Annotated in this window: 17 protein-coding genes; 7 read left to right on the forward strand and 10 right to left on the reverse strand. The window is 52.8% G+C overall.

Annotation, left to right across the window (positions count from 1 at the left end; all coding sequences use genetic code 11):
• The first annotated feature begins 9 nt into the window (after positions 1 to 9).
• Positions 10 to 1,536: a S41 family peptidase gene (locus OQ371_RS07830; protein WP_265993233.1), complete on the forward strand. Its 1,527-nt coding sequence runs from the start codon at positions 10 to 12 to the stop codon at positions 1,534 to 1,536.
• Positions 1,537 to 1,610: 74 nt separating this feature from the next.
• Here the strand turns inward: OQ371_RS07830 and gcvP are convergent, their stop codons facing one another.
• Entirely contained in the window at positions 1,611 to 4,508 is a 2,898-nt protein-coding gene (gene gcvP / locus OQ371_RS07835; protein ID WP_265993234.1) for an aminomethyl-transferring glycine dehydrogenase, read from the reverse strand.
• A 191-nt stretch (positions 4,509 to 4,699) separates the two neighbouring features.
• Between gcvP and OQ371_RS07840 the strand changes: the two genes are divergently transcribed.
• Genes OQ371_RS07840 through OQ371_RS07850 form a run of 3 tightly spaced genes read left to right on the forward strand, consistent with a single transcriptional unit; the run spans position 4,700 to position 7,005 of the window.
• A complete protein-coding gene (locus OQ371_RS07840; RefSeq protein WP_265993235.1) occupies positions 4,700 to 5,527 on the forward strand; it encodes a glycosyltransferase family 2 protein in 828 nt (275 codons plus the stop codon).
• 21 nt (positions 5,528 to 5,548) lie between these two features.
• Positions 5,549 to 6,304 carry a methyltransferase domain-containing protein gene (locus OQ371_RS07845; protein ID WP_265993236.1) on the forward strand — a complete coding sequence of 252 codons (756 nt, stop codon included), beginning with the start codon at positions 5,549 to 5,551 and terminating at the stop codon, positions 6,302 to 6,304.
• Positions 6,301 to 7,005: a class I SAM-dependent methyltransferase gene (locus OQ371_RS07850; protein WP_265993237.1), complete on the forward strand. Its 705-nt coding sequence runs from the start codon at positions 6,301 to 6,303 to the stop codon at positions 7,003 to 7,005. Before OQ371_RS07845 ends, OQ371_RS07850 begins: the two co-directional genes overlap by 4 nt.
• Before the next feature lie 4 nt (positions 7,006 to 7,009).
• Here OQ371_RS07850 and OQ371_RS07855 read toward each other — a convergent pair whose 3' ends face one another.
• Genes OQ371_RS07855 through OQ371_RS07870 form a run of 4 tightly spaced genes read right to left on the reverse strand, consistent with a single transcriptional unit; the run spans position 7,010 to position 11,326 of the window.
• Entirely contained in the window at positions 7,010 to 8,068 is a 1,059-nt protein-coding gene (locus OQ371_RS07855; protein WP_265993238.1) for a glycosyltransferase family 2 protein, read from the reverse strand.
• Complete coding sequence (locus tag OQ371_RS07860; protein ID WP_265993239.1) at positions 8,061 to 10,139, reverse strand: DUF7657 domain-containing protein; 2,079 nt, start codon at positions 10,137 to 10,139, stop codon at positions 8,061 to 8,063. The genes OQ371_RS07855 and OQ371_RS07860 overlap by 8 nt, the downstream gene beginning before the upstream one ends.
• A 54-nt stretch (positions 10,140 to 10,193) precedes the next feature.
• On the reverse strand, positions 10,194 to 10,598 hold the full coding sequence (locus OQ371_RS07865) for a DUF2304 domain-containing protein (protein WP_265993240.1): 405 nt from the start codon (positions 10,596 to 10,598) through the stop codon (positions 10,194 to 10,196).
• 2 nt (positions 10,599 to 10,600) lie between these two features.
• Positions 10,601 to 11,326: a glycosyltransferase family 2 protein gene (locus OQ371_RS07870; RefSeq protein WP_265993241.1), complete on the reverse strand. Its 726-nt coding sequence runs from the start codon at positions 11,324 to 11,326 to the stop codon at positions 10,601 to 10,603.
• Between the two features lie 132 nt (positions 11,327 to 11,458).
• Here OQ371_RS07870 and OQ371_RS07875 point away from each other — a divergent pair, with 132 nt between their 5' ends.
• Both OQ371_RS07875 and OQ371_RS07880 read left to right on the forward strand, forming a co-directional pair.
• Positions 11,459 to 12,439 (forward strand): lysylphosphatidylglycerol synthase transmembrane domain-containing protein, encoded by a 981-nt coding sequence (locus OQ371_RS07875; RefSeq protein ID WP_265993242.1) that lies wholly within the window; start codon positions 11,459 to 11,461, stop codon positions 12,437 to 12,439.
• 138 nt (positions 12,440 to 12,577) lie between these two features.
• Complete coding sequence (locus tag OQ371_RS07880; RefSeq protein ID WP_265993243.1) at positions 12,578 to 14,173, forward strand: M28 family peptidase; 1,596 nt, start codon at positions 12,578 to 12,580, stop codon at positions 14,171 to 14,173.
• 90 nt (positions 14,174 to 14,263) lie between these two features.
• On the opposite strand, the gene OQ371_RS07885 is transcribed toward OQ371_RS07880, so the two are convergent.
• Positions 14,264 to 15,889, reverse strand: a complete 1,626-nt coding sequence (locus OQ371_RS07885; RefSeq protein WP_265993244.1) for an amidohydrolase family protein — start codon at positions 15,887 to 15,889, stop codon at positions 14,264 to 14,266.
• A gap of 257 nt (positions 15,890 to 16,146) precedes the next feature.
• Here OQ371_RS07885 and OQ371_RS07890 point away from each other — a divergent pair, with 257 nt between their 5' ends.
• On the forward strand, positions 16,147 to 16,923 hold the full coding sequence (locus OQ371_RS07890) for a hypothetical protein (RefSeq protein WP_265993245.1): 777 nt from the start codon (positions 16,147 to 16,149) through the stop codon (positions 16,921 to 16,923).
• A gap of 11 nt (positions 16,924 to 16,934) precedes the next feature.
• Here OQ371_RS07890 and OQ371_RS07895 read toward each other — a convergent pair whose 3' ends face one another.
• The 4 genes from OQ371_RS07895 to OQ371_RS07910 are packed head-to-tail and all read right to left on the reverse strand — an operon-like array spanning position 16,935 to position 22,345.
• Positions 16,935 to 17,504, reverse strand: coding sequence for a chemotaxis protein CheB (locus tag OQ371_RS07895; protein ID WP_310586623.1), 570 nt, complete (start codon positions 17,502 to 17,504; stop codon positions 16,935 to 16,937).
• A gap of 2 nt (positions 17,505 to 17,506) precedes the next feature.
• On the reverse strand, positions 17,507 to 18,316 hold the full coding sequence (locus OQ371_RS07900) for a CheR family methyltransferase (protein WP_265994281.1): 810 nt from the start codon (positions 18,314 to 18,316) through the stop codon (positions 17,507 to 17,509).
• A gap of 9 nt (positions 18,317 to 18,325) precedes the next feature.
• Positions 18,326 to 18,691 carry a response regulator gene (locus OQ371_RS07905; RefSeq protein WP_265993247.1) on the reverse strand — a complete coding sequence of 122 codons (366 nt, stop codon included), beginning with the start codon at positions 18,689 to 18,691 and terminating at the stop codon, positions 18,326 to 18,328.
• Between the two features lie 48 nt (positions 18,692 to 18,739).
• The gene (locus tag OQ371_RS07910; RefSeq protein ID WP_265993248.1) at positions 18,740 to 22,345 is read right to left on the reverse strand and encodes a response regulator; all 3,606 of its coding nucleotides are present in this window, start codon (positions 22,343 to 22,345) and stop codon (positions 18,740 to 18,742) included.
• Positions 22,346 to 22,360 lie beyond the last annotated feature (15 nt).

The raw sequence follows: 22,360 nt of genomic DNA on the forward strand, positions 1-22,360 counted from the left end.
TAAAACAGTATGCGGTTCCTCGTGTTGCTAATGGCGCTGAGCCTCGGCACGGCTTATTGTTTTCCGGCACCCCCGAAAAAAACGGCTTATCGCCCCCGGGTGTATAGTGTCGAACAGCTTCGAAGCGACTTTGCCGTGCTTCGGAAGACGCTGGAAGAGCGCCATCCGAGCCTGTACCGGTATGTCCCGCGCGAGAAAATGAATCAGCAATTTGATTCGGTGTTCCGGCAGCTTTACCGCCCGATGACGGAGGTTGAATTCCGCGATTTGCTTCGCCCCCTGATCGTGCAGATCCGCTGCGGGCACACCGATGTGCAGGAATCCCTCTACACCAGCCGCTCAACCCGAAAACCGCAGCCGGAATGGTTGCCGTTTGACATTATTCTGCAAAACGACCGGCTGTTTATCGGTCGCAACCGCAGCACGGATTCCTCGCTGATCTGCGGTACGGAAGTGCTGAAATTAGGAAACTATCCGGTTAAGGACATCATCCAGGCCGCCCGCGACCGCTGGCCGTCGGACGGCTACAACCAGACCTTCAAAAACTATTTTCTCGAATTATATCACTTGGAGGACACCTACTGGCGGCATTTCAGCGGGCGCTCGCCCTGGACACTGACCGTTCGGGATACCACTGGCACGGAGCGCCTGACCACCGTTCGCCGTCGTCCGGTTGCTTCGGGTGACCTGCAAACCAGCCCGGCTCCCGCGACGGTCAAGCGCAGCAAAAAAAGCCGCCACCGAACGGAAGCGTCGTATGATGAAGACGATGCCAAGCTGCAATTGATGCGCTCCCTGCATTTCATCAACAGCGACTCAACGGCGGCCATGCTGATTATCAATAGCTTCGGCTACGAGCGTTACCAGTCATTTCACCGGGAAGTTTTTGAAACGCTGGAAAAACAGAAGGTTCAGGACCTGGTGATCGACCTGCGGCAGAATACCGGGGGCAACGCCGAAATCGGGTCGGATCTGATGTCGTACCTCATGAAATCCGATTTCCGGCAGGTCGACCGGGCGGAGTGCCGCGTGCGTCGGCCCAACGCCTGCTCGTATTTCGACCGGAAAGAAAAACGGGTTTTGCGCCAGAACTTCCGATTTATGCGAGCCGAAGGTGGCCGCTATCACTTCGGCAAATCCAACGTTGGCTGGAACAAACCCGCATCCGAACACCGCTTTACCGGCCGGGTTTATATTTTGACCAGTGGCCGGACCTTCTCGGCCGCATCCATTTTTACGGCCAGCCTCAAAGCCCAGCGGACGGTGACGATCATCGGTCAGGAAACCGGCGGGGGCGAAGCAGGCTGCAACGGCGGCATCATCCAGACGCTGACCTTACCTGAAACGCGGCTCCGCGTGCGGTTTCCGGTCTTCTGGATTGCCACGGCCAGCCGGAACCCGGATCAGGGCCGGGGCGTGATGCCCGATTATTCGATTGAATACACCGTCCGGGACCGCATCAAGCAGCGTGATCGGGATCTGGAGAAAGCCCTCGAACTAATTCAGTCCGGGAAGCGCAAAATGACATTACGCTGATTTTTTCAGTACACAAAAAAGCCGCTTCTGATAACCAGAAGCGGCTTTTTTGTGTACTTATAATTGAAGTTGACTTACAAATTCTGTTCAGCCGTTGCCGGCTCTGCAGTTTCGCCAGCGTATTCCTCCGTCGGCAGACACGCGCAAACCAGGTTCCGGTCCCCGTAGGCGTTGTCGATCCGGCTGACACTCGGCCAGAACTTCCGCGCTTTCACATACGGCAGCGGAAAAGCGGCTTTCTCACGGCTGTACGGACGATCCCACTGGTCGGCGATGAACACGCCAACGGTGTGGGGCGCGTGTTTCAGCACGTTACTGGCTTTGTCGGCTTTGCCTTCTTCTACCTCACGGATTTCGGCCCGGATGCTGATCAGAGCGTCGCAGAACCGGTCGAGTTCGTCTTTTGATTCGGATTCGGTCGGCTCGATCATCATCGTGCCCGGCACCGGGAACGAAACCGTCGGCGCATGGAAACCGTAGTCCATCAGGCGCTTCGCAATATCTTCCACTTCGACACCAGCGGCTTTGAACGGCCGGCAATCGACAATCATTTCGTGGGCACAACGACCGTTTTTGCCCGTATACAAAATCGGATAATGCTCTTCCAGACGCGCTTTCAGGTAGTTGGCGTTTAGAATGGCCGTTTTGGTCGCATTCGTCAAGCCTTCCCCGCCCATCATCGCAATGTAAGCGTATGAAATCGTCAGGATGCTGGCCGATCCGTAAGGGGCCGCCGAGATGGCGTGAATGGCCTGTTTACCGCCCGTTTCGACCATCGGGTTACCCGGCAGGAACGGCGCCAGATGCTCGACCACACCGATCGGCCCCATACCCGGCCCACCGCCACCGTGCGGAATGCAGAAGGTTTTGTGCAGGTTCAGGTGGCAGACGTCAGCCCCAATGGTGGCCGGACTCGTCAGCCCAACCTGAGCATTCATGTTGGCCCCGTCCATGTACACCTGTCCGCCGTGTTCGTGGATAATCTCGCAGATTTCCTTGATGGTTTCTTCAAACACCCCGTGCGTTGAGGGGTACGTTACCATCAGACACGACAGATCGTTGCTGTATTGTTCGGCTTTCGCCCGCAGGTCAGCCACGTCAATATTACCGCGTTCGTCGCACTTCACGATCACGACTTTCATTCCGGCCATAACGGCGCTGGCGGGGTTGGTTCCGTGCGCCGACGACGGAATCAGCGACACGTTGCGGTGTCCTTCGTTCCGGCTTTCGTGGTACGCCCGGATCACCATCAGACCGGCGTATTCGCCCTGCGCACCGGAGTTGGGTTGCAGCGACATAGCCGCAAAACCGGTGATTTCACAAAGCCAGCGGCTCAGGTCGTCTACAAGCTTCTGGTAGCCCGCAGCCTGGTCTTTCGGCGCAAACGGGTGAATGTTACCGAACTCCGGCCAGGTCACCGGGATCATCTCGGCGGTTGCGTTCAGCTTCATGGTGCAGCTACCGAGCGAAATCATCGAGTGCACCAGCGAGAGGTCTTTCTCTTCCAGCGACTTTAGATACCGTAGCATCTGGTGCTCGGTATGATGCGTATTGAAAACCGGGTGGGTCAGGTAGTCCGACTGGCGAACCAGCCGGTCGGGCCAGTTAAACGACAGCGTTGCGGTAGCGGCATCCAGATCGCCGGAAACCCCGAAAACGTCCAGCAACTGAATCACGTCATCCACCGTTTTGGCTTCGTCGAAAGAAACGCTCACCCGCTCATCGTCCAGGTACCGCAGATTCACGCCCGCCGTCCGCGCCGATTTCCGCAGCGATTCCACATCGTCAACCACCACCGTGACGGTATCGAAGTAATTCTGCGTCAGAATTTTATAATCGTTCCAGCGCAAAACCGTTGCGAAAAGCCTGGTCAGGCCGTGCACTCGTTCGGCAATGGCTTTGAGCCGCTGCGGACCGTGATAAACGGCGTAGCTACCCGCCATGACGGCCAGCAGTACCTGCGCCGTACAAATGTTGGAAGTGGCTTTTTCCCGGCGAATGTGCTGTTCGCGAGTTTGCAGGGCCATCCGCAGAGCTGGATTGCCCTGGGCGTCGACCGAAACCCCGATGATCCGGCCCGGAATCTGCCGCTTGAACGCTTCACGGGTAGCGAAATAAGCTGCGTGCGGACCGCCGTAGCCCATCGGCACGCCAAACCGTTGCGACGAACCCACCACAATATCGGCTCCCATTTCACCCGGAGGGGTCAGCAACGTCAGGCTCAGCAGATCGGCAGCCACGGCCACGAAAACGTTGTGTTCATGAGCAGCCGCGATCAGATCGGTGTAATCAAACACCTCGCCGTCGGAAGCCGGGTATTGCAGCAGCATCCCGAACAGATCATCCTGCGTGACGTTTACCTGCTGGTGATCGCCCACCAGAACTTGGATGCCCAGGGGCGTAGCCCGTGTTTTGACCACGTCGATGGTCTGCGGGTGGCAACGTTCGGACACAAAAAACGTCGCGGCCGATTTCTTGGCCGCCGGGCGCTGGGCGTACAGCACGTGCATGGCTTCGGCAGCCGCCGTTGCTTCATCCAGCAGCGAGGCATTGGCGATTTCCATGCCGGTCAGGTCAATGACCACGGTTTGGAAATTAAGCAGAGCTTCCAGCCGTCCCTGAGCAATTTCCGCCTGATAGGGCGTATAAGCGGTGTACCAGGCCGGATTTTCCAGTATATTGCGCAGAATCACATTCGGCGTGATGGTATCGTAGTATCCCGCGCCGATGAACGATTTATAAATCTTGTTCTGTTGAGCGAGCTTTTTAAAGTCGGCCAGAAACTGGTGCTCGGATTTGGCCTGCGGCAAATCGAGTGGTTTTTCAAGCCGAATGAGCGCCGGAACGGTCTGGTCGATGAGTTCGTCCACCGAAGCAACGCCGATGGTTTTCAGAATGGCATTGGTTTGAGAAACATCCGAACCGTTGTGACGGTCTTCGAAACGTTCCTGATAGTGTAGGTTGATCTTCATTACCCGTGAAGAGTGATTTAGCTGCGAAAGAAGTGACTTTCTTTATATATTACGTACTCGTATTTTTAGAATTTACTTACAAAAATACAAATAATAAATAAACCTGTTTGGTTCCGTTTCATGAATCCGGTTACGATTTGGTTTTATCCCGTTATTATTAAATTAAAGCCGGCTTTTTGCGCGTCCTAAAAATGTCTGTACATCCAACCATCTCTGTCATCATGCCCGTCCACAACGGCGAACGCTTTCTGGCGGAAGCGATTGAAAGCCTGCTGGGACAGACATTGACAGACTTTGAGCTTATCATCATCAACGATGGCTCAACCGATCAATCCGGCCATATTTGCAAAAAGTACCTGGCCATCGACAGCCGAATTCGGCTTCTGACCAATGCCAAACCGCTGGGCAAAGCAGGCGATCTGGCCAAAGAAATGGGGATGCAGCACGCCAGAGGCCGGTTTATTGCCATCATGGATGCCGACGACGTGGCCAAACCGCACCGGCTGGAACGGCAAACGGCTTTTCTGGAAACCCACCCGGACGTATTTCTCTGCGGATCGTGGGCTGAATACATCGATCCCACCGGCCGGGTCTTCCGGGATTGGAAACCCGATACGGAATCCAGCCGGATTGTGCGGAACCTGTACTGGAAAAATTCGATCATGCACCCCACCTTTTTTTTCCGGAACGACCCGTCGGCTTTTCCGTTTTACGAAACAAAATATACGTGGTATAATGATTATTACACGCAGTTGAAACTGATCAAGCAGGGTCGAAAACTGGCCAATGTGCCGGAAATTCTGCTGTCGTACCGGGTTTCGGGGCAAAGCTCAACGCAGACAGGCATCAAAAAGAAAGTCCTGGAATATTTTCAGATTCGGGACGAAATTGCCCGCTACCCGGCTACCCGGCCCGATTTCCGCAGCCGGATGATTGTGCTGGCGCAGCAGTTGGCGGTGGCCTGTCTGCCCGAAAAATGGTTGCTGCGGTTTCATCCGGTTTTCCGGAAAACGATCTGATGACTAAGCTCTTTCACTTCTATGTCCGACTACAACGAAGCGTATCACAACGAAATTGAAGCCAACGCCCGGCGGTCGGCCGAAACTGTCATCGGCTTTCTGATCCGGCTTTTCCACCCTCAATCGGTCATCGATATAGGCTGCGGACGCGGCACCTGGCTGGCTGAGTGGCAGCGGCAGGGCATCACCGATTTTCGGGGTGTCGACGGGGGGGGACAGGACCAAAACCGGCTGCTGATTCCGCCCGATCGGTTTCTGGAATACAACTTGAATCAGCCCTTTACGGCTGCCAAACGCTACGATCTGGTCACCTGTCTGGAGGTAGTCGAACACCTGAAACCGGCCTCGGCCGATACGATTGTGCAAACGCTCACGGGGCTATCGGATGTGGTGGTTTTCAGCGCAGCCGTGCCGCGGCAGGGCGGTTTTCAGCACATCAACGAGCAGTGGCCCGCCTACTGGGCCGAAAAGTTTGAAGCCGCCGGGTACGTGTTCACGGATGGCATTCGCTGGCAACTGATGCCGCACGCGGAAGTGGCCTGGTGGTATCGACAGAATTTGTTTCTAGCCATCCGGAAAGAGCTTTACGAAGCCCGGTACGGCTTTCTGCCCCGTTTTTCGCCCGACTATTACGTAATGCATAAGCTGGTGTACAAGACGTACGCCAGTTGGTCATACCGGCTTTATTTTACGATTGAACAGTTTATTTACAACCATTTTCACTCGTTGTACCACGCCATTTACCCAACGATCAAGAAAATTTTAGCGAAGTCATGAATCCCATTGTCCGGCTGGTCTTTTTCAATCCCATTATGAATTACGCCGTCTGGTCGATTCGCCGGTACGTTCGTCGGATCGCCAACCTGGTACCGGCGGGGGCCACGTTGCTGGATGTCGGCGCGGGCGAATGCCAGTACAAACCGTTCTTTGCGCATACCCGCTACCGAAGCACGGACTGGTGCGGCACCACCGACCACCACCGGTATTCGGCGGGCATCGACTACATCTGCCCGGCGGATGATTTGCCGCTGGAAAACGCTGACGTAGATTATGTCCTATGCACGCAGGTTCTGGAGCACGTCCGCTATCCCGAGAAGGTCATTCAGGAACTGGCGCGGGTCCTGAAACCGGGTGGATTGCTGTTTCTGACGGTGCCCCAGAGCTGGCAGGAACACGAGCAGCCGTACGATTACCACCGCTTTACGCGTTTTGCGCTGCAAGCCTACGCCGACGATCACGGTTTTGACGTGGTGGAAATCCGGCCGCAGGGTGGGCGTTTTCTGGTGATCGGTTTTTTTCTGGCCTGGAGCTTACCAACCCTCTTCAAGAATGCGTTCGGGCAGGCTGGTTTTCTGTTTGCCGTTGTCGTCTTTTATCCGCTCAATTTCCTGCTTGCGTTGTTGTTCTTCCTGCTTGATCCGCTCGACCGCAAACGCGAATTTACGATGAACTACGAGTGCATTTTCCGCCGGAAATAAGGGCTTAGAGCAGTCGGCGGGCCAAGGCAAAGTAAGCTCTTAGGATTGGATTGACAAGCCAGGTAATCAGGGGATTGCGAATTTCGGAGAAAACAAGTTCGCTTGAAAACTGCGGCAGAAAAACCTTATCCGGAACCGTTCGCTGGCGTTGAATCTGACGGCGCACGGTCTGGATGCGTTTACGATGCCGGATCAGGAAGCCGTAGCCTTTCAATTTCTCCCCGAAAAAGCCGCCAACGATCGAATACACCAGAATCAGCAGTTCGACGGCAAACAGGGCGGGCGCTACAAGCAGCAGCGTTTGCCGCTGGTAGTTCTGCAACACCACCATCAACCGGTTTTTCTCCACATGGTACCACTTGGCGGTACTTTTGGAAAAATGGTAATCGTGATAAATCACCGCCGACCCACAGCAGAAATGCCGATACCCCCGAAGCAGACCCCGCCAGCTCAAGTCCTGGTCTTCAGAGTAGGCAAAGAAGACTGGATTGAACCCACCCACCCGCTGGTAATACGGCTTCGGAATGTATAAACAGGCCCCGCTCACGCTGATGATTTCCCGGTCCTGATTGCCCGTGGGCCGGGGATAGCCGTTGTCTTTGCACCAGCCAAAACCAAGGTAGTGAATGGCGTTGCCCGCCGTATTAAGCCACTCGCGCCGTTGCTGGTGCAGAATAACGGGCTGCAGTAAACCGACGTTGACGCCTTTCCGAAGCTGGTACTGGTAACTTATTTCCAGCTGCGCCAAAAAATCCGGCGTCACCTCCGTATCCGGATTGAGCAAAACGCAAACGTCGGCACCCGCGGCAAACGCCCGCGCCATCCCCAGGTTATTGGCTTCGCAAAAGCCGGTATTTTCCGGCTGGTAGATCACCTTGATCGGCAGTGGCTGACTCCGTAAAAATTCGCGGGTGCCATCGGTAGACCGGTTGTCAATGACCAGAACGTGGTAATTCGGGTGCGTCAGGTGCGCCAGCGATCCAAAAAGGGTCGCCAGGTACTTCTGGTGGTTGTACGTAACGACGATAATCCAGGTGTTCAGCGGAGCAAGGGGCTCAGTCATTGGTCCGGTAAATCTCGATACTGCCCAGCTTTTTCACCTGCCGCAGACAGCGGGTTTCGGCCGGTTGCGGCTGACGGTCAAAGACAAAATACTTCACGTTCAATTGCTTAAGTTTGGGTGAGCAGGGATCAACGCCCACGGCATAACCGTCTTCGAACGTATTGTTGATGATTGTTGTATCGCGGCCGTCGATGTACGTGTAGTAAATCGTGTGGGCGTACCGGTTGTAGGCAGAATCGCGTTTGGCCGCGGGGTCCAACACCCGCATGGTTTTGAAATCCGGCAGGTTTTTCACCCCGCTCAACTGATTGACGCCCGTAGCCGCTACCATGTAGGTAATATACTGACTGCCAATAACGACCCAGCGGGCTTTGGGTTCCTGCTCGTTCAGTTCCCGAACGTTTTTATACAGCGTGTTATCGGTGATCGGGGCCAACCCTTTGGAAAGCGGGTTGGCTTTCATGTTCGGCACCACAAACAGAAAAATCGCCAGACCGAAAACGGCCGTTTGGTACGGAAACCGGACAAAAGGCAGCAACGAAATCGCCAGGGCCGTGAAAAACAGCGTGGGCAGGAAAACTTGGTGCGCCTTGAAAAAACCGTTGGAATCGTTCAGGTTCAGAATGGCCGCGTAAATCATCAACCCGATAACGCCCGCGATGGCCAGCACCGAAACCGTGCCGCTCACCTTGATGGGACGTTTACGAACATAATCCACATACAGCAGCGTCAGAAACACGTTACCCACCCCAAACGGAACCTGCGCCCGGCGCGTGGGGCTCATGTTGAGCAGGGTGATTTTGGCCAGCCAATCCGGGAAGCCCACCTCGATCCAGGCCCAGAAAATGAGCACAAACAGCGAAACCGCCAGCAGCAGCGGATCGGCCTTTCGCGTGTAGACGAACAGCAGAACCAGCGACAGGAAAATAACCGGGGCAAACGTGATGAAGTGCGACAATTCGCAGATATTCAGCCACTCTTTCGGAAAGTGAACGTCGTCGACCAGCCAGCCGTAGTATTCGGAGAACCAGTTGGCGATAAAGCCTGTTCCGCCCGTTTCGCTCCGCTGGCCGGGGTAAACCGTGTGGCTCATCACGTCGATGGAGGCTTTGGCATCACTGTAATACGCGTAAAAAATAGCGCCCAAAGCCGCGAACGCCAGCCCGAACGTCAGCAGTTTAAGCGTTAATTTATCAAACAGCCAGTCCCGGTGAAACTCCCGTCCTACAAAACCCACCAGCAAAAAAATCAGTAAATACCCCAGCGGAATCTGGTAGGGCGGATACAGCGCCAGCGCAAACGTGGCAAACGCCCAGACGAACAGCAGACCATTGACCAGCAGCGTTTTCAGGGAGCGGCCGTAAAAAAGATAGATGGAAGCCACCAGCAACAGGGCACCCGGCATCAAATTTGGAAGCAGGTAAAACGACCACCGGGCCACCCCGCTGGAAAAAACCAGCCAGAACGCCCCAAAGATCGATAGCCAGAAGTTATTGCGGGTGAGCAACATCAGCAGCAGCGTCAACGCTACCAATGAACCAATCACTTTAAATTGCCACCACCAGGCATAGCCCTGTTCGGGACTGAGCAGGAAAAAGCCCCAGTAGTCCGGGCGAAAAAAGCTTACCAGGTGCTTGACCGGATAATAACCAACCAGCGCCGGACGCTCGCCACCGAGGGCCGGGTTTTCCAGCGGAAAATCATTTTGCACCTGCGACAGAATGAAAGGCGTTGATACCCCCCACTCGTCAATCCGGATCGGCAACGGTTTACCCGACAGTAATCCCCGCTTTGGATCCGACCCGTCCGGAATGACCTGGTTCCAGTACGGAATGGACGAATAGTGAATCTTGGCCAGCGTCAGTAACACGAACAGACCGAAACATACCCCCAGAAACCATTTTAGGCGCTTGTCAAACCGAATCAGTTCAAAGCCCTGTGGAGTAACCTCAGCCGGTTGTTCGACTGCTACAGCGGGTCGGCCGGTTAGGACATCGGGTTTTGACGGTTGGGCCGTTGTTCGGAGAAGGGTGGATGGTGGGGTTACCGGGACTTTTTTCTTTTTTGACATAATCGGGCGTTCTGTTTTAAATCGCTGGCGAGCGTTGGGCAGAAGTGACTGTTTTTATTCGGGTACGTTCGATTGCTTTTCGTTTTCCAGCACCAAATTACCGGTGTTCTGCAAATCCGTCATTTCTTTTTTCAGAATGGCCACTTCGTGCGTCAGTTCCTTGATGGAATGCTGCAACCGGGAGTTGACAACCGACAGGTGCACCAGAAAGCAGATGATGGCGAAAATGGCAAACAGGAAGATGAGCGAGGGCGGATAGAAAACGCCCAGAAACAGGGAAATCTGCGTCAGCCCGTCGCGCCAGATTGAAAAGACAATTAAAATGATTGCACAAGCAATCCAGACGAAGGAATATTCTTCCCGTAGCTTTCCCCGCACAATCAATCGGGTGATGAACCCCATGAAGATCAGTGTGCCGATCAGGCTGAAAACCTGGATGGTAATGGGTAAGGATTGCATGGCTATAAGCTTTGTTTTCGTAAACGCACATAAACAAACAAGGTCCCCAGCGTTACTTTGAACAGGTAATAAATCGACCGAATAAACGTGATGGACGACGTACCGCCCTGCCGTTCTTCCATCACAATGGGTACTTCCAGCAGCCGTAGCCTGTGCAACCCGAATTGCACGATTGCTTCCGGTTCGGGATACTCGTCGGGGTAATACCGGTTGACGATCTCCAGCGTTTTCCGGTTAAACGCCCGGAACCCCGACGTACTGTCGTGCACGGTTTTGCCAATCAGTAGCTGATTGAGCCACCGAAAATAGCGAATTCCGATTCTCCGTGCAAACGAAGACTGAAAGCCCTTGCGCTCCAGAAAGCGCGAACCGATTACCACGTCGGCCCGGTCTTCAAAAAGTGGCTCCAGGAGCTTCGGCAGACCGTCGGCGGGGTGCTGGCCGTCGCCGTCAATCTGCACGGCGATGTCGTAGCCTTTCCGAAAGGCGTATTTGTAACCCGCCTGCATACAGCCGCCGATGCCCAGGTTTACGGGTAGATCCAGATGCAGACAATCCAGCGTCCGAACGACGGCCAGCGTGTTATCCGTTGAGCAATCATTGACGACCAGCGTATCAATCGGCAACCCCGTACGGATTTTAACCCGACGGATGTTCTCCACCACGGCCGCCACCGAACTCTGCTCGTTGTAGCAGGGCACCACCACCAGTATCCGAAGTGACTTCATTTTTCGTTTGCGTATGGTAAAGTTGGACAGAAAGCTTGCTACTCAAAGGTAGCAGACCATCCCTTGCGGGTCAAATTACATGCCATAAATTCTCCGCGGTTTGGCTATCTTACAGCCGATTAGTCTGAACCGATGATGCGCTTTCTCCGTAGAATTCTTCCTTTCTGCCTGGCCGTTGCCCTGCTGGCCTATGCCTTGAAAGATATTTCGTTCGACGACCTCGGGCGGCAGTTTCAGCGGGCTCATTACGGCTGGATTGCGCTGGTGGGTCTGATTACGGTTCTTACGTACCTGGTTCGCGGGAAGCGCTGGCAGCAGCCGTTGATGGCGCTGGGCCATCATCCGACGGTTTTTCGGGCCACGGTTGCCATGCTGGCAGGCGTCATTGCCAGCCTAGTGGTGCCGGGCTCGGGTGAGCTAACCCGCTGTGCAACGCTTCAACGGACCGATGGCGTACCGTTCTCGCAGGGTATTGGCTCAGTCGTTGCCGAGCGGGTGATTGATCTGCTGATGCTGGGGACCGTCCTGCTGCTTACGCTGCTGGTGGAACTCAACAGAATGCAAACGTACCTGGCTGGCTTGGCTCTCAATGTCCCTAACGTTTCCGGCTGGGAGGTAGCTGGCGGTATTGTGGCCGTTGGGCTGTTGGGCTGGCTCAGCTGGCGATGGTTACTGAAATTAGCTCTTCAGCAACATTCTCTGGCTCTGCGGTTTACTAACACTGTTAAGGGCCTTTGGACGGGTTTTAGCGCCATTCGGCGCCTGCCTCAACCATATTTGTTTGTACTTCTAACAGTGTTAACTTATTTTTTTTTCTGGCTAAGCACCCATTGGCTGCTGTTGTCGCTGGACCGCACACACGCACTCCCGCCCTCGGCCGCCCTGACGATTCTGGCCGTCAGCTCGCTGGGTGGTCTGGCGGTGCCGACGCAGGGTGGTATCGGCACCTATCATTTTTTCGTTAGCCGGGTGCTGGTCCTGTACGGTTTCTCGCCCGCCGAAGGAGCCCTCGTGGCCACTTTTCTGCACGCTGTCGGCTTTGGCATCAACTTAATTCTGAGCAGTCTGAGTTTGGTTCTGGTGCCGTTTATTCTGACTAAAAAACCGAATTAGCGCACCGCTAATTTATTGACTATGAGCGGGGTAATATTCCAGGTGGGCTTTCAATAAATTACCCGTATTTTCGTTTTATATTTGCACAAGCAGGGTCGGTCCCTGCTTTTTTAGTTTGTTTTTCTTCACAACACTCTCATGAAGTATTTGCGTTACAGCGTCGGCTTTCTGCTGCTGAGTCAGTTGGCAATGGCACAAACCGCCACCGACTATGCCAACACCATTCAGGCTGCCGACCTGGAAAAACACCTGCGCGTGCTGGCCGCCGACGATATGGAGGGCCGTGAAACCGGTACAGCCGGTCAGCGAAAAGCCGCCGATTACATTGCCAAACAGTTTGCCGATGAAAAACTGCAACCCATCGTCAAAAGTGAAGATGGCAAAACGAGCTACTTCCAGCCGTTTAAACTGTATCAGAAGACCTGGGGTGATTTTTACGTCAAAGCCGGTGGCAAAACCTACAATTATCCGAAAGATTTCATTGTCAATGGTTTATTTGCCGTGATGCAGGAAACCCCGGTTGAAACGGTTTTTGCGGGCTACGGTATTTTCGCGGATCAATACAACGACTACGCCAAGCTGGATGTTAAGGGGAAAGCCGTGGTGATTCTGGAAGGAGAACCCAAAAAAGCCAACGGAAATTACGTCATCTCCAACTCGGCAAAACCGTCGGACTGGAGCAACGAAGAAAGCGTGCGCAAGAAAGCCCTCATTGCCAAAGATAAGGGAGCCGAGCAGGTATTTATTGTTTCGGCCGAATCGCCGGAAGCCTACCGCCGGCTGGTTGCCCAGCGCACGGCCCTGATGGGTCGTTTCAACCGCATGAGCTTACAGCCGTCGATGGAAAAAATCGGGGCCGTCGGAACGTTTCTAATTACCCAGGAAATGGCCGTCAACCTGCTGAACACAACCTCCGCCAAATTGCAGGCTGCAACGGCGAAGATTAATAAAACCGGTAAGCCTAACTCGGGCGTTCTGAAGGGCAAAATCAGCCTGAAAGCCGAGCGAAAAGACGAAACTCTGGAAAGTAGCAACGTACTGGGCTTTCTGGAAGGAACCGATAAAAAGGATGAAATCGTAGTCGTTTCAGCACACTACGACCACATTGGCGTGAGCGCAGACGGTCAGGTGAACAACGGGGCCAACGACGATGGTTCCGGTACGGTTTCGGTCATTGAAATTGCGCAGGCTTTCGCCAAAGCCAAAGCCGAAGGGCACGGACCGCGCCGGAGTATGCTGTTCCTGACGGTTTCGGGCGAGGAAAAGGGCCTGCTGGGTTCGGAATATTACACCGACATGAACCCGGTGCTGCCGCTGACCAATACCGTCTGCGACCTGAACATCGACATGGTGGGCCGCGTGGACGACCTGCACGAAGGAAAATCCGACAACTACATTTACGTCATCGGCTCCGATAAGCTGTCGTCGGAACTGCACCAGATCAGCGAGGAAGCCAACCGGAAGTACACCATGATGGACCTGGATTACAAATACAACGAACCCAGCGATCCGCAGCGGATTTACTACCGTTCCGACCACTATAACTTTGCCAAGCACAAAATCCCCATTATCTTCTACTTCAACGGTCTTCACGCCGATTACCACCGCCCCGGCGATGATGTCGAGAAGATTGATTTCAAACTGGCGGAGAAATCAGCCCGGCTGGTGTTCTACACGGCCTGGGAGATTGTGAACCGGGAGAATAAGCTGGTGGTGGACAGCAATAAGCCGTAAGCTGAAATCGAAATTACGCGCCTTCACAAATTAACCGGGATTCCCGCTGCAAACCGTCATGCAGCGGGAATTTCCGTTTTTAGCGAGGAGTCAGTTTCCCGTCGACATTTTAGCGGGCTTAGGAGCCATACCCGGCTGCGTAATCTCGAAATTTTCCTTCTGCTTGGCTTCGGCGACAATCTTGCGGACATCGGCCAGCAGCTGCTTGGCATCGTAGACAATACCGTCTTTTACGGTGTATTTTACCCCACCAATCCGCGTCACTTCATTTTTTTCGGTCAGGTGAATGGCGCCTGTGCCGTACAGGACCTTCAGGTTTGCCAGCGGATTTTCCTCCGTAATTACAAAATCGGCCAACTTCCCGACTTCCACCGAACCAATCTGATCGGCCATACCGAGGGCTTCGGCTCCTTTCAGCGTAGCGGCCCGGATTACCTCCAGCGGATGAAAACCGGCTTCGCGCAGGAGCTCCAGTTCGCGGATGTAGGCAAAACCGTACAATTGGTAGATATAACCCGAATCGGAACCCGTCGTGACGCGCCCTCCCCGGTTTTTGTACTCGTTGATAAACGCCATCCAAAGCTGGTAATTGCGCTTCCAGGTTACTTCCTGTTCGGTTCCCCAGTTGTGCCAGTACGAACCGTGCGAAATCCGGCTGGGACCGTAAAACCGCCAGAGGGCCGGAAGCGTGTACTCGTCGTGCCACTCGGCCCGGCGGGTCAGCATCAGTTCGCGGTTGGCTTCGTAAATATTGAACGTTGGGTCGATGGTGAAGTCCAGCGCGATCAGCTCGTCCATCACCTTGTTCCATTTTTCGGTACCCGGTTTAGCGGCCTGCTGCCAGAGCTTACCAGCCTCTTCAAAACGGTTCTGCTCGTTGTTGTAATTGTAGTCGGCGGGATACGACTGAATGGTTTTGTCTTCAAACAACGCTTCGGGCAGACCATACCAGTGTTCCATCGTTGTCAGACCAGCCTTCGCCGTTGCCAGCGCGTTCATCCGGGCCACTTCCAGCTGGGCGTGGTGGCAGGCCGAGCGCAGGCCCAGCTTTTTGTTTTCGTCCAGAGCCGCCCGGAAAACATCCGGTTCGGCCCCGAAAAACTTGATGCCGTCGGCGCCTTTTTTGGCATTTTCACGCACCCAGGCCCGGGCCTGTTCGGGCGTCGAAATGGGGTCTTTGGCGCCCATGCCAAAAGCCGTATAGGCTTTGATGCGCGGGGCCGTGATCTCGTTTCGCTCGCTTTTGGCCCGGTGTTGCAGCACCCAATCCAGGCCGTTGCCCGCCGATGGATCGCGAATAGTTGTGATGCCGTGCCCCAGCCAGAGCTTAAACACATACTCCGAGGGAGTCCCCTGCGCTTTGCCGCCGATGTGGCCGTGCATATCCACAAACCCCGGCATCAGGTACATGCCTTCGCAGTTCAGTTCTTTGTCGCCCGGCATGGCCTGCGGTCGTCGCTTTTCGTCGATTGGAACGCCGGGGTAACCAACCTGCCGGATTTGGGCAATGCGGTTTTTCTCCACCACAATGTCAATCGGCCCGACCGGGGGCGCGCCGGTGCTGTTGATGAGCGTCACTCCCCGGATGATGAGCCGTTTGTGGGGGCCGTCGCCTTCCTTGCGGGCGGGGGCATCCGTAATTTGAGCCAATAAACGGGATGAAGAGGCCAACAGAAGAAACGAAAAGATCAATCGACGCGTAAAAATCGAATTCATATCGTGAGTGAAGGTTTGTTGATCAGCCGATTAAGCAAGATACAGAGTTTGTTGTACATTTGATTTTTCCCAAACCCGGTTTTGCGTATACTCCCCGAAAAGCCAGGATTCGGATAAGTATTGACTCGGAAAGTGCAAATTATTCCGAATTGAGACCAGTGACCAAAAACAACTTACGGCAAGCAACGTTTTTACAAAAACCGTTACGCCAACAATTCGACGGGTTGGCAACGGAATCTGAGGATTATCAAGCCTTTATGAAAACGATATTTTTGAATTTCCTTTTCCTGCTCACCCTGGCGGGCTGTTCCTCCGACAGCGGAAAAGAAACCGACGCCAGTGCTCCAAAAGCGGGCCCTGTCTACACGCTCATTTTTCTGGATAAATCGGTTAGTGTCAATCCAAATCAGGCCTTTGTTGCTCAGAAATACCAGGGAGCCATTAACGAAATCGTTGAACAGAACATTAAGAATAAAGGGGATAAACTGGATGTTTATTTCATCCACGAAAATACGTCGAAAGCCCGCGCGCTGTCGGTAACGGCGCGTTCCGAAATGGAAGACGTCAGCAGCGCCAACGCCACCGACCGCGAAGCCGCCCAGACCAGTTTCGATGTGTCGCTGAGCCGCGAAAAAGCCGCCATCCGCCAGCGTGTGTTGCAGCAGCTGGCTGCGCCAAATTCTTCCTCGTCGCGCCGGGAAACGGACATCTGGGCCAGTCTGCCGGTCATTGCCAAAGCCAACGAAAGTGGGGCTGCCGTAAAAGTATATTACCTCAGCGACATGGTGGAGAGCGTTTACAGCGCCGGTCGACGGGATTTTCACAAGACTCCACCCAAGGACAATGCCCAGGCTGACACGTGGGCCAAAGCCGACGCCGAGCAATTGAAACGCTACGCCATTGGCAGTCCGGATATTGAAATGGTTTTGCCGTTTGCGCCAGATGCGTCGGTTAAAGTGAATAATCCGGCCGTGACGCAGTACTGGACTACCCTGTTTCAGGAATTGGGTGCCGGGAATGTGGAAGAGCAGTAACGTCGGCGCCGTTACGAAGCTGTATTCAGTGAACGGATAAATTCAATCATTTCCTCAACGTCCAGAATAAAATCAACGGGGGCGTTGAGAATGGCCTGCTGCGGCATAAAGCTAGACATGGCAGTTTCTGGTTTTTGGGCCACGATGACACCTCCGGCGTTCTTGACGGCATTCAACCCCGCCGTACCATCGGCATTCGCTCCCGACAGCAGAATACCAACCAGCGCCGGACCGTACACATCCGCAGCCGACTCGAAGGTAACATCCAGCGACGGGCGGCTGTAGTTGATTTTTTCGGAGTTATCGAGCGAAAAAACCTGCTGTTTCTCGATCAGCAGGTGATAATCCGCCGGAGCAAGGTACATGCTTCCCGGCAGAACGGCGTCTTTATCTTCCACCTCCTGAATGGGGACCGCCGTTTTAAGAGAAAGCAGATTGGCCAGCGACGAATCAGACGAGTTTTTCCGGTGTACAACGATAATAACACTGAATGAAAAAACGGAAGGCAGAGCTGGAAGTAATTTTAATAATACTTCAATGCTGCCCGCAGACCCGCCAATAACGACGGCTTTGCAAGGCATTTTCAGCTTATTTTCCGCCATATTTTTTCTTTATTCAGTTGTTTATACTTCGGCTTAATTGTTGAAAAATTCAGGGTTTCTTTTGACCCTAAGGCCAGATAACCCAGTTTACCAATACTTTCATCGAACAAGTTCAGCGTTCTATCCTGCAAATCCTTATCGAAGTAGATCAGAACGTTTCGGCACAAAACCAGATCGAACTCATTAAAAGACCGGTCAGAAACCAGATTATGCGTCGAAAAAATCATTTTATCCGCTAGCTTTTCATCGAACTTAGCCTGCCCATACTGAGCGGTGTAGTAGGATGAAAAATCCAGTTTCCCCCCGGACTCAATGTAATTTTCGGAATAAAGCTTCAGCTGCGCCAGCGGAAAAATACCTTTGCGAGCTTTTTCGAGTGCTTCGGGGTTTAAATCGGTGGCATACAGCAACGACTTATGGAGCAGATTGGCTTCTTTTAGCAAGATAGCCATCGAATATACTTCCTCGCCCGTTGAGCACCCCGCGTGCCAGATCCGAATGAACGGTTTGGCGGAAAGCGTGGGGACAACTTCTGTTCGCAAGGATTTATAAAATAAGGGGTCGCGGAACATTTCAGTAACCGTTACCGTGAGCCCTTCGATCATGTGCTTCAGGTAATTCGCATCGGCTTTAATTCGGTACCGAAATTCGGCAAAACTTGGAAACCGATCCAGCGTAAATAGCCGGTTTATCCGCCGTTTTAACGACGCCCGGGCATAATTCGTAAAATCGTAACCGTAGATTTCAAACAGGTCATTCAGCACCAAATCCACTTCCTCGTCTTCAAGCATCATAAATTGTCAAACCTGCGATAACACTTGCAATAACCGATCAACATCGACCGGCTTTGAAATATAATCTGTTGCCCCGGCTTGCAGGCACTTTTCCCGGTCACCGACCATGGCCTGAGCCGTCACCGCAATAATGGGCATTCTGGCCCGTTTCTCAATATTTTTAATCCTCGGAATCGCTTCGTACCCATCCATTTCGGGCATCATCATATCGATCAAAACGGCATCCACGACTTCGTCAGTTTTCAATAAGTCCAGGGCGTCCTGCGCATTTGAACACGAAATACAATCGAAGGATTTAGCCCGTAAGGTAGCACTTAAGGCAAAAATATTCCGTGAGTCATCGTCAATTATTAAGATTCGTTTTTTGCGCATAGAAACCGTATTTAATATATACGTAAATGAGCTATTATCAGATTTTTTTCAGGACCGTTCATAAAGCCAAACCCGTAATAAGGAAATAAGTTGATCAATATCAACTGGCTTGGTAATATAATCCGAAGCACCAGCCTGAATGCATTTTTCGCGGTCGCCGGTCATGGCTTTTGCAGTTACGGCAATAACGGGCAAATTCTTCCATTGGTAATTTTCCCGGATTTTTCTAGCCGTTTCATACCCGTCCATTTGTGGCATCATCATATCCAGCAAAACCACATCGATATTCGGGTTTTCCTGGAGCTTCTGATAGGCTTCTTTGCCATCCAATGCCGTCACAACGTTCATTTTATAATTCTCCAGCGCTTTTGAAAGCGAGAAGATATTGCGCACGTCATCATCGGCAACCAGTACGGTTTTATTGGCCAACACTTGTCCCAGCGCACCCAGCTTTTTGTAATCTTCGTTGATCTTTCCGGACTTCTTGTTTTCATCCACTAAATGGAGGAAGAGGGAAACTTCATCCAGCATCCGCTGGTATGAATGAGCCGTTTTTACAATGATGGAATCGGCGTATTTCTTGATTTTTAATTCTTCCGCCAAAGAAAGACTTTTTCCGGTAAAAATAATGATGGGTAAGCTCTCCAAACCGGGGTTTTTCTTGGCTTCTTCCAGCGTTTCGTACGCTTTTGCATCCGGAATTCCCATGTCCAGAATCACGCAGTCAATCTCTTCTTTTTGCAGCGCATCAACCCCCTCCGATATGTTGCTCTTGAGCTCCGAATTGATGTTGAATGTTTCCAGAAAATAGGCCAGCGCTTTGGCGTGTTTCGGGTTATCTTCGATGATTAAAACTTTCTTGCTCGTACGGTTCAGGACGTATTCAATCTTTTCGAACACCTCCTGCATTTGCTCAAAGGCCACCGGTTTATCCACAAAGTCAATCGCCCCTTTGATCAGGCTTTCGTTTTTCAACTTATGCGACGACATGATGTGCACCGGAATGTGACGGGTTTGCGGATCGGCTTTCAACGCATCCATCACCTGCCAACCGCTCATAATTGGCAACTGAATATCCAGTAAAATACCAATTGGTTTGTAAATACCGGCCAATTTCAGCCCTTCATCCCCCCGCACGGCCACCACCCCCTTATAGCCCTTATTGCGGGAATAATCCAGCAACGCTTTGGCAAAATTCGTGTCGTCCTCAACAATCAGAATCACCTTGTCCTGCTCGGTAATGCTGCTGCGGTCGTCCGGAATACTCTGTGGAATAGTTGTACTGATGTATTTACCCGTAGCCTCCTGCTCGCTCTCGGGTTTCGGTTCAACATTACGGCTGACGTATTGGGTGGCTTTAACTGGGAGCTGCTCCTGCGGCTCATTTTTAACGGGCAGATGGACGGTAAACTCACTGCCTACGTTTACTTTGCTGGAGAGTACAATTTCACCACCGAGCAATTTCGCCAGTTCGCGGCTGATGGACAGGCCCAAACCCGTACCGCCGTACTTGCGTTTGGTGGAGCCGTCGGCCTGTTGGAAGGCTTCGAAAATGAGTTGCTGTTTTTCCGGCGGTATTCCGATTCCGGTGTCTTTTACAATAAAGCTCAGTGTCGAGTCGGTCTGCGGAGTTCGCTTAACCGTCAGGGTAATGCTGCCCTGGGCCGTAAATTTGAGCGCGTTGGAAATCAGGTTCTTCAGAATCTGGCCCAGGCGCATCTTATCGGTTTCGATCACCGTGGGTACGTTCTCTTCAACGGTGACGGCAAAGTCCAGGCCTTTTTCTTTGGCCAGCGGAGCAAACAGCGCCTGGAGTTCGTCGGTTATGTCGGCCAGCGAAACATCCATGTACTCCAGTTTCATTTGACCGGCTTCAATCTTGGAAAGGTCCAAAATTTCGTCGATCAGCCCGAGCAACCCGTTTCCGGACGACTGGATTACCTTGGCGTAATCGATCTGGTCGCTCGTCAGGTTTTCGTCGTTGTTTTCGGCCAGCAAGCGGCTGAGCAGCAGAATGGAATTGAGCGGGGTCCGGAGTTCGTGGGACATATTGGCCAGGAACTCCGATTTGTACCGGGTGCTGAGCTCCAATTCTTCGGCCTTACGCTGGATTTCGTTGTTTTTCTCTTCCAGTAAAAAGCTACGTTCTTCGAGCTCGGTGTTGGTTTGCTGGAGTTCTTCCTGCTGCACGCGCAGTTCTTCTTCGGACGCCTGAAGCTTCAGCGACTGGGCTTCCAGCTCAGCGTTGACGTTTTCCAGCTCGTTGTGCTGGGCCTGCAACTCCTCCGACTGGGCCTGGGTTTCCTCCAGATAGTTTTGCAGTTTTACATAATCCAGCGCCGAGTTAACACCAATGGCGATGTCTTCCAGGTTTGCTTCCAGAAATTCCATTTCCAGCGGTTCGGGTTTTCGAAGCAAGCCGATCTCGATTACGCCAATGCACTGGCGGGCGTACACCAACGGCAGAATCGCCAGCGCCGTCGGTTTGGCGGATCCCAGTGAAGAACTGACACGGATATAATCAGCGGGCAGATCGTGAAGGACAATCGGCTTTTTGCTTTTGAGCACTTCGCCCGCCAATCCTTCACCAATCAGCACCGTTTCCGGAGCGTGGTTTGCGGCATAGCTTCCTACCAGTTTGAAGCGCGAATCCGTATCAATGATGTAGAGCGTACCCAATGGTGCATTCAGGTAACTGGTAATCGTTGCAATGAGGCTGTCGGCCAGTTTCTTTAAATCCCGTTCGCCCCGCATGGCGTCACCGACCTGCACCGTGCCGGTTTGCAACCAGTTTCGATTATTTAAATCGGTAAAGGTAGTTTCAAGCGACTCGGCCATGGTATTGAGCGCCCGGGCTATCCGGCCCAGTTCATCATCTCGGTCGTCCTCGCTCCGAATGCTATAGTTTCCTTCGGCAATGTCGGAGGTAATATCCTCCATAACCGAAATCCGGTGGGCCGTTTCCCGGTATTTCGCTTCGGCTTCAATCTGTTTGGCAATTCGATCGTCCAGATCTTTTTTGATCCGGATGTAGGCACTACCGGTAATGACAATGGAGATGATGGCAGCCGCCAGCAGCAAGAACGGTGTGTACGTAATGTAAATCTGCTGTTGACCAAGCCGGGCATTCAGTAAATTATTCTCATCCGTTTTAATCTGATTAATTGTGGCTCGCAAATCATCCATGATCTGTCGGCCCTTTGTCATTTCTGCGTGCCGGGCAATGGTATCCCGGGTGAAGGACTTTCTCCGTGTTGTTAGGGTTATTATTTGCTGCATCTGAGCAAACTTTGCCTCGTATAAAACCTTAACCTTTTCCAGATTTTTTCGCTGCGCGGGATTGTCAGCAACTAACTCGCGAACCTGGTTGTAGCTGTTCGTCACCTTCTCATAACTGCCGTTGTAAGGTTGCAGGAAAAGCGGATCGAGGGTTACCAAATAACCGCGCTGGCCCGTTTCAGCGTCTTTGGTATAGGAAATAATGTTTTCTGCCTCGATTAAGGTCTGATTGGTATGATTAACCAGCTTTGAATTGTCGATCAGCTTTTGGGTGCTGTAAAACGACGCAATAAGGCTGACCAGCAACAATAAAACAGAAAACGAAAAGACAATTTGCAGTTGTCGTATGACGGAGTTGGAAATCGTTTGCGGCATGATGAATGCGCTTAA

The sequence above is a fragment of the Larkinella insperata genome, from assembly GCF_026248825.1.
Lineage (GTDB): Bacteria > Bacteroidota > Bacteroidia > Cytophagales > Spirosomataceae > Larkinella > Larkinella insperata.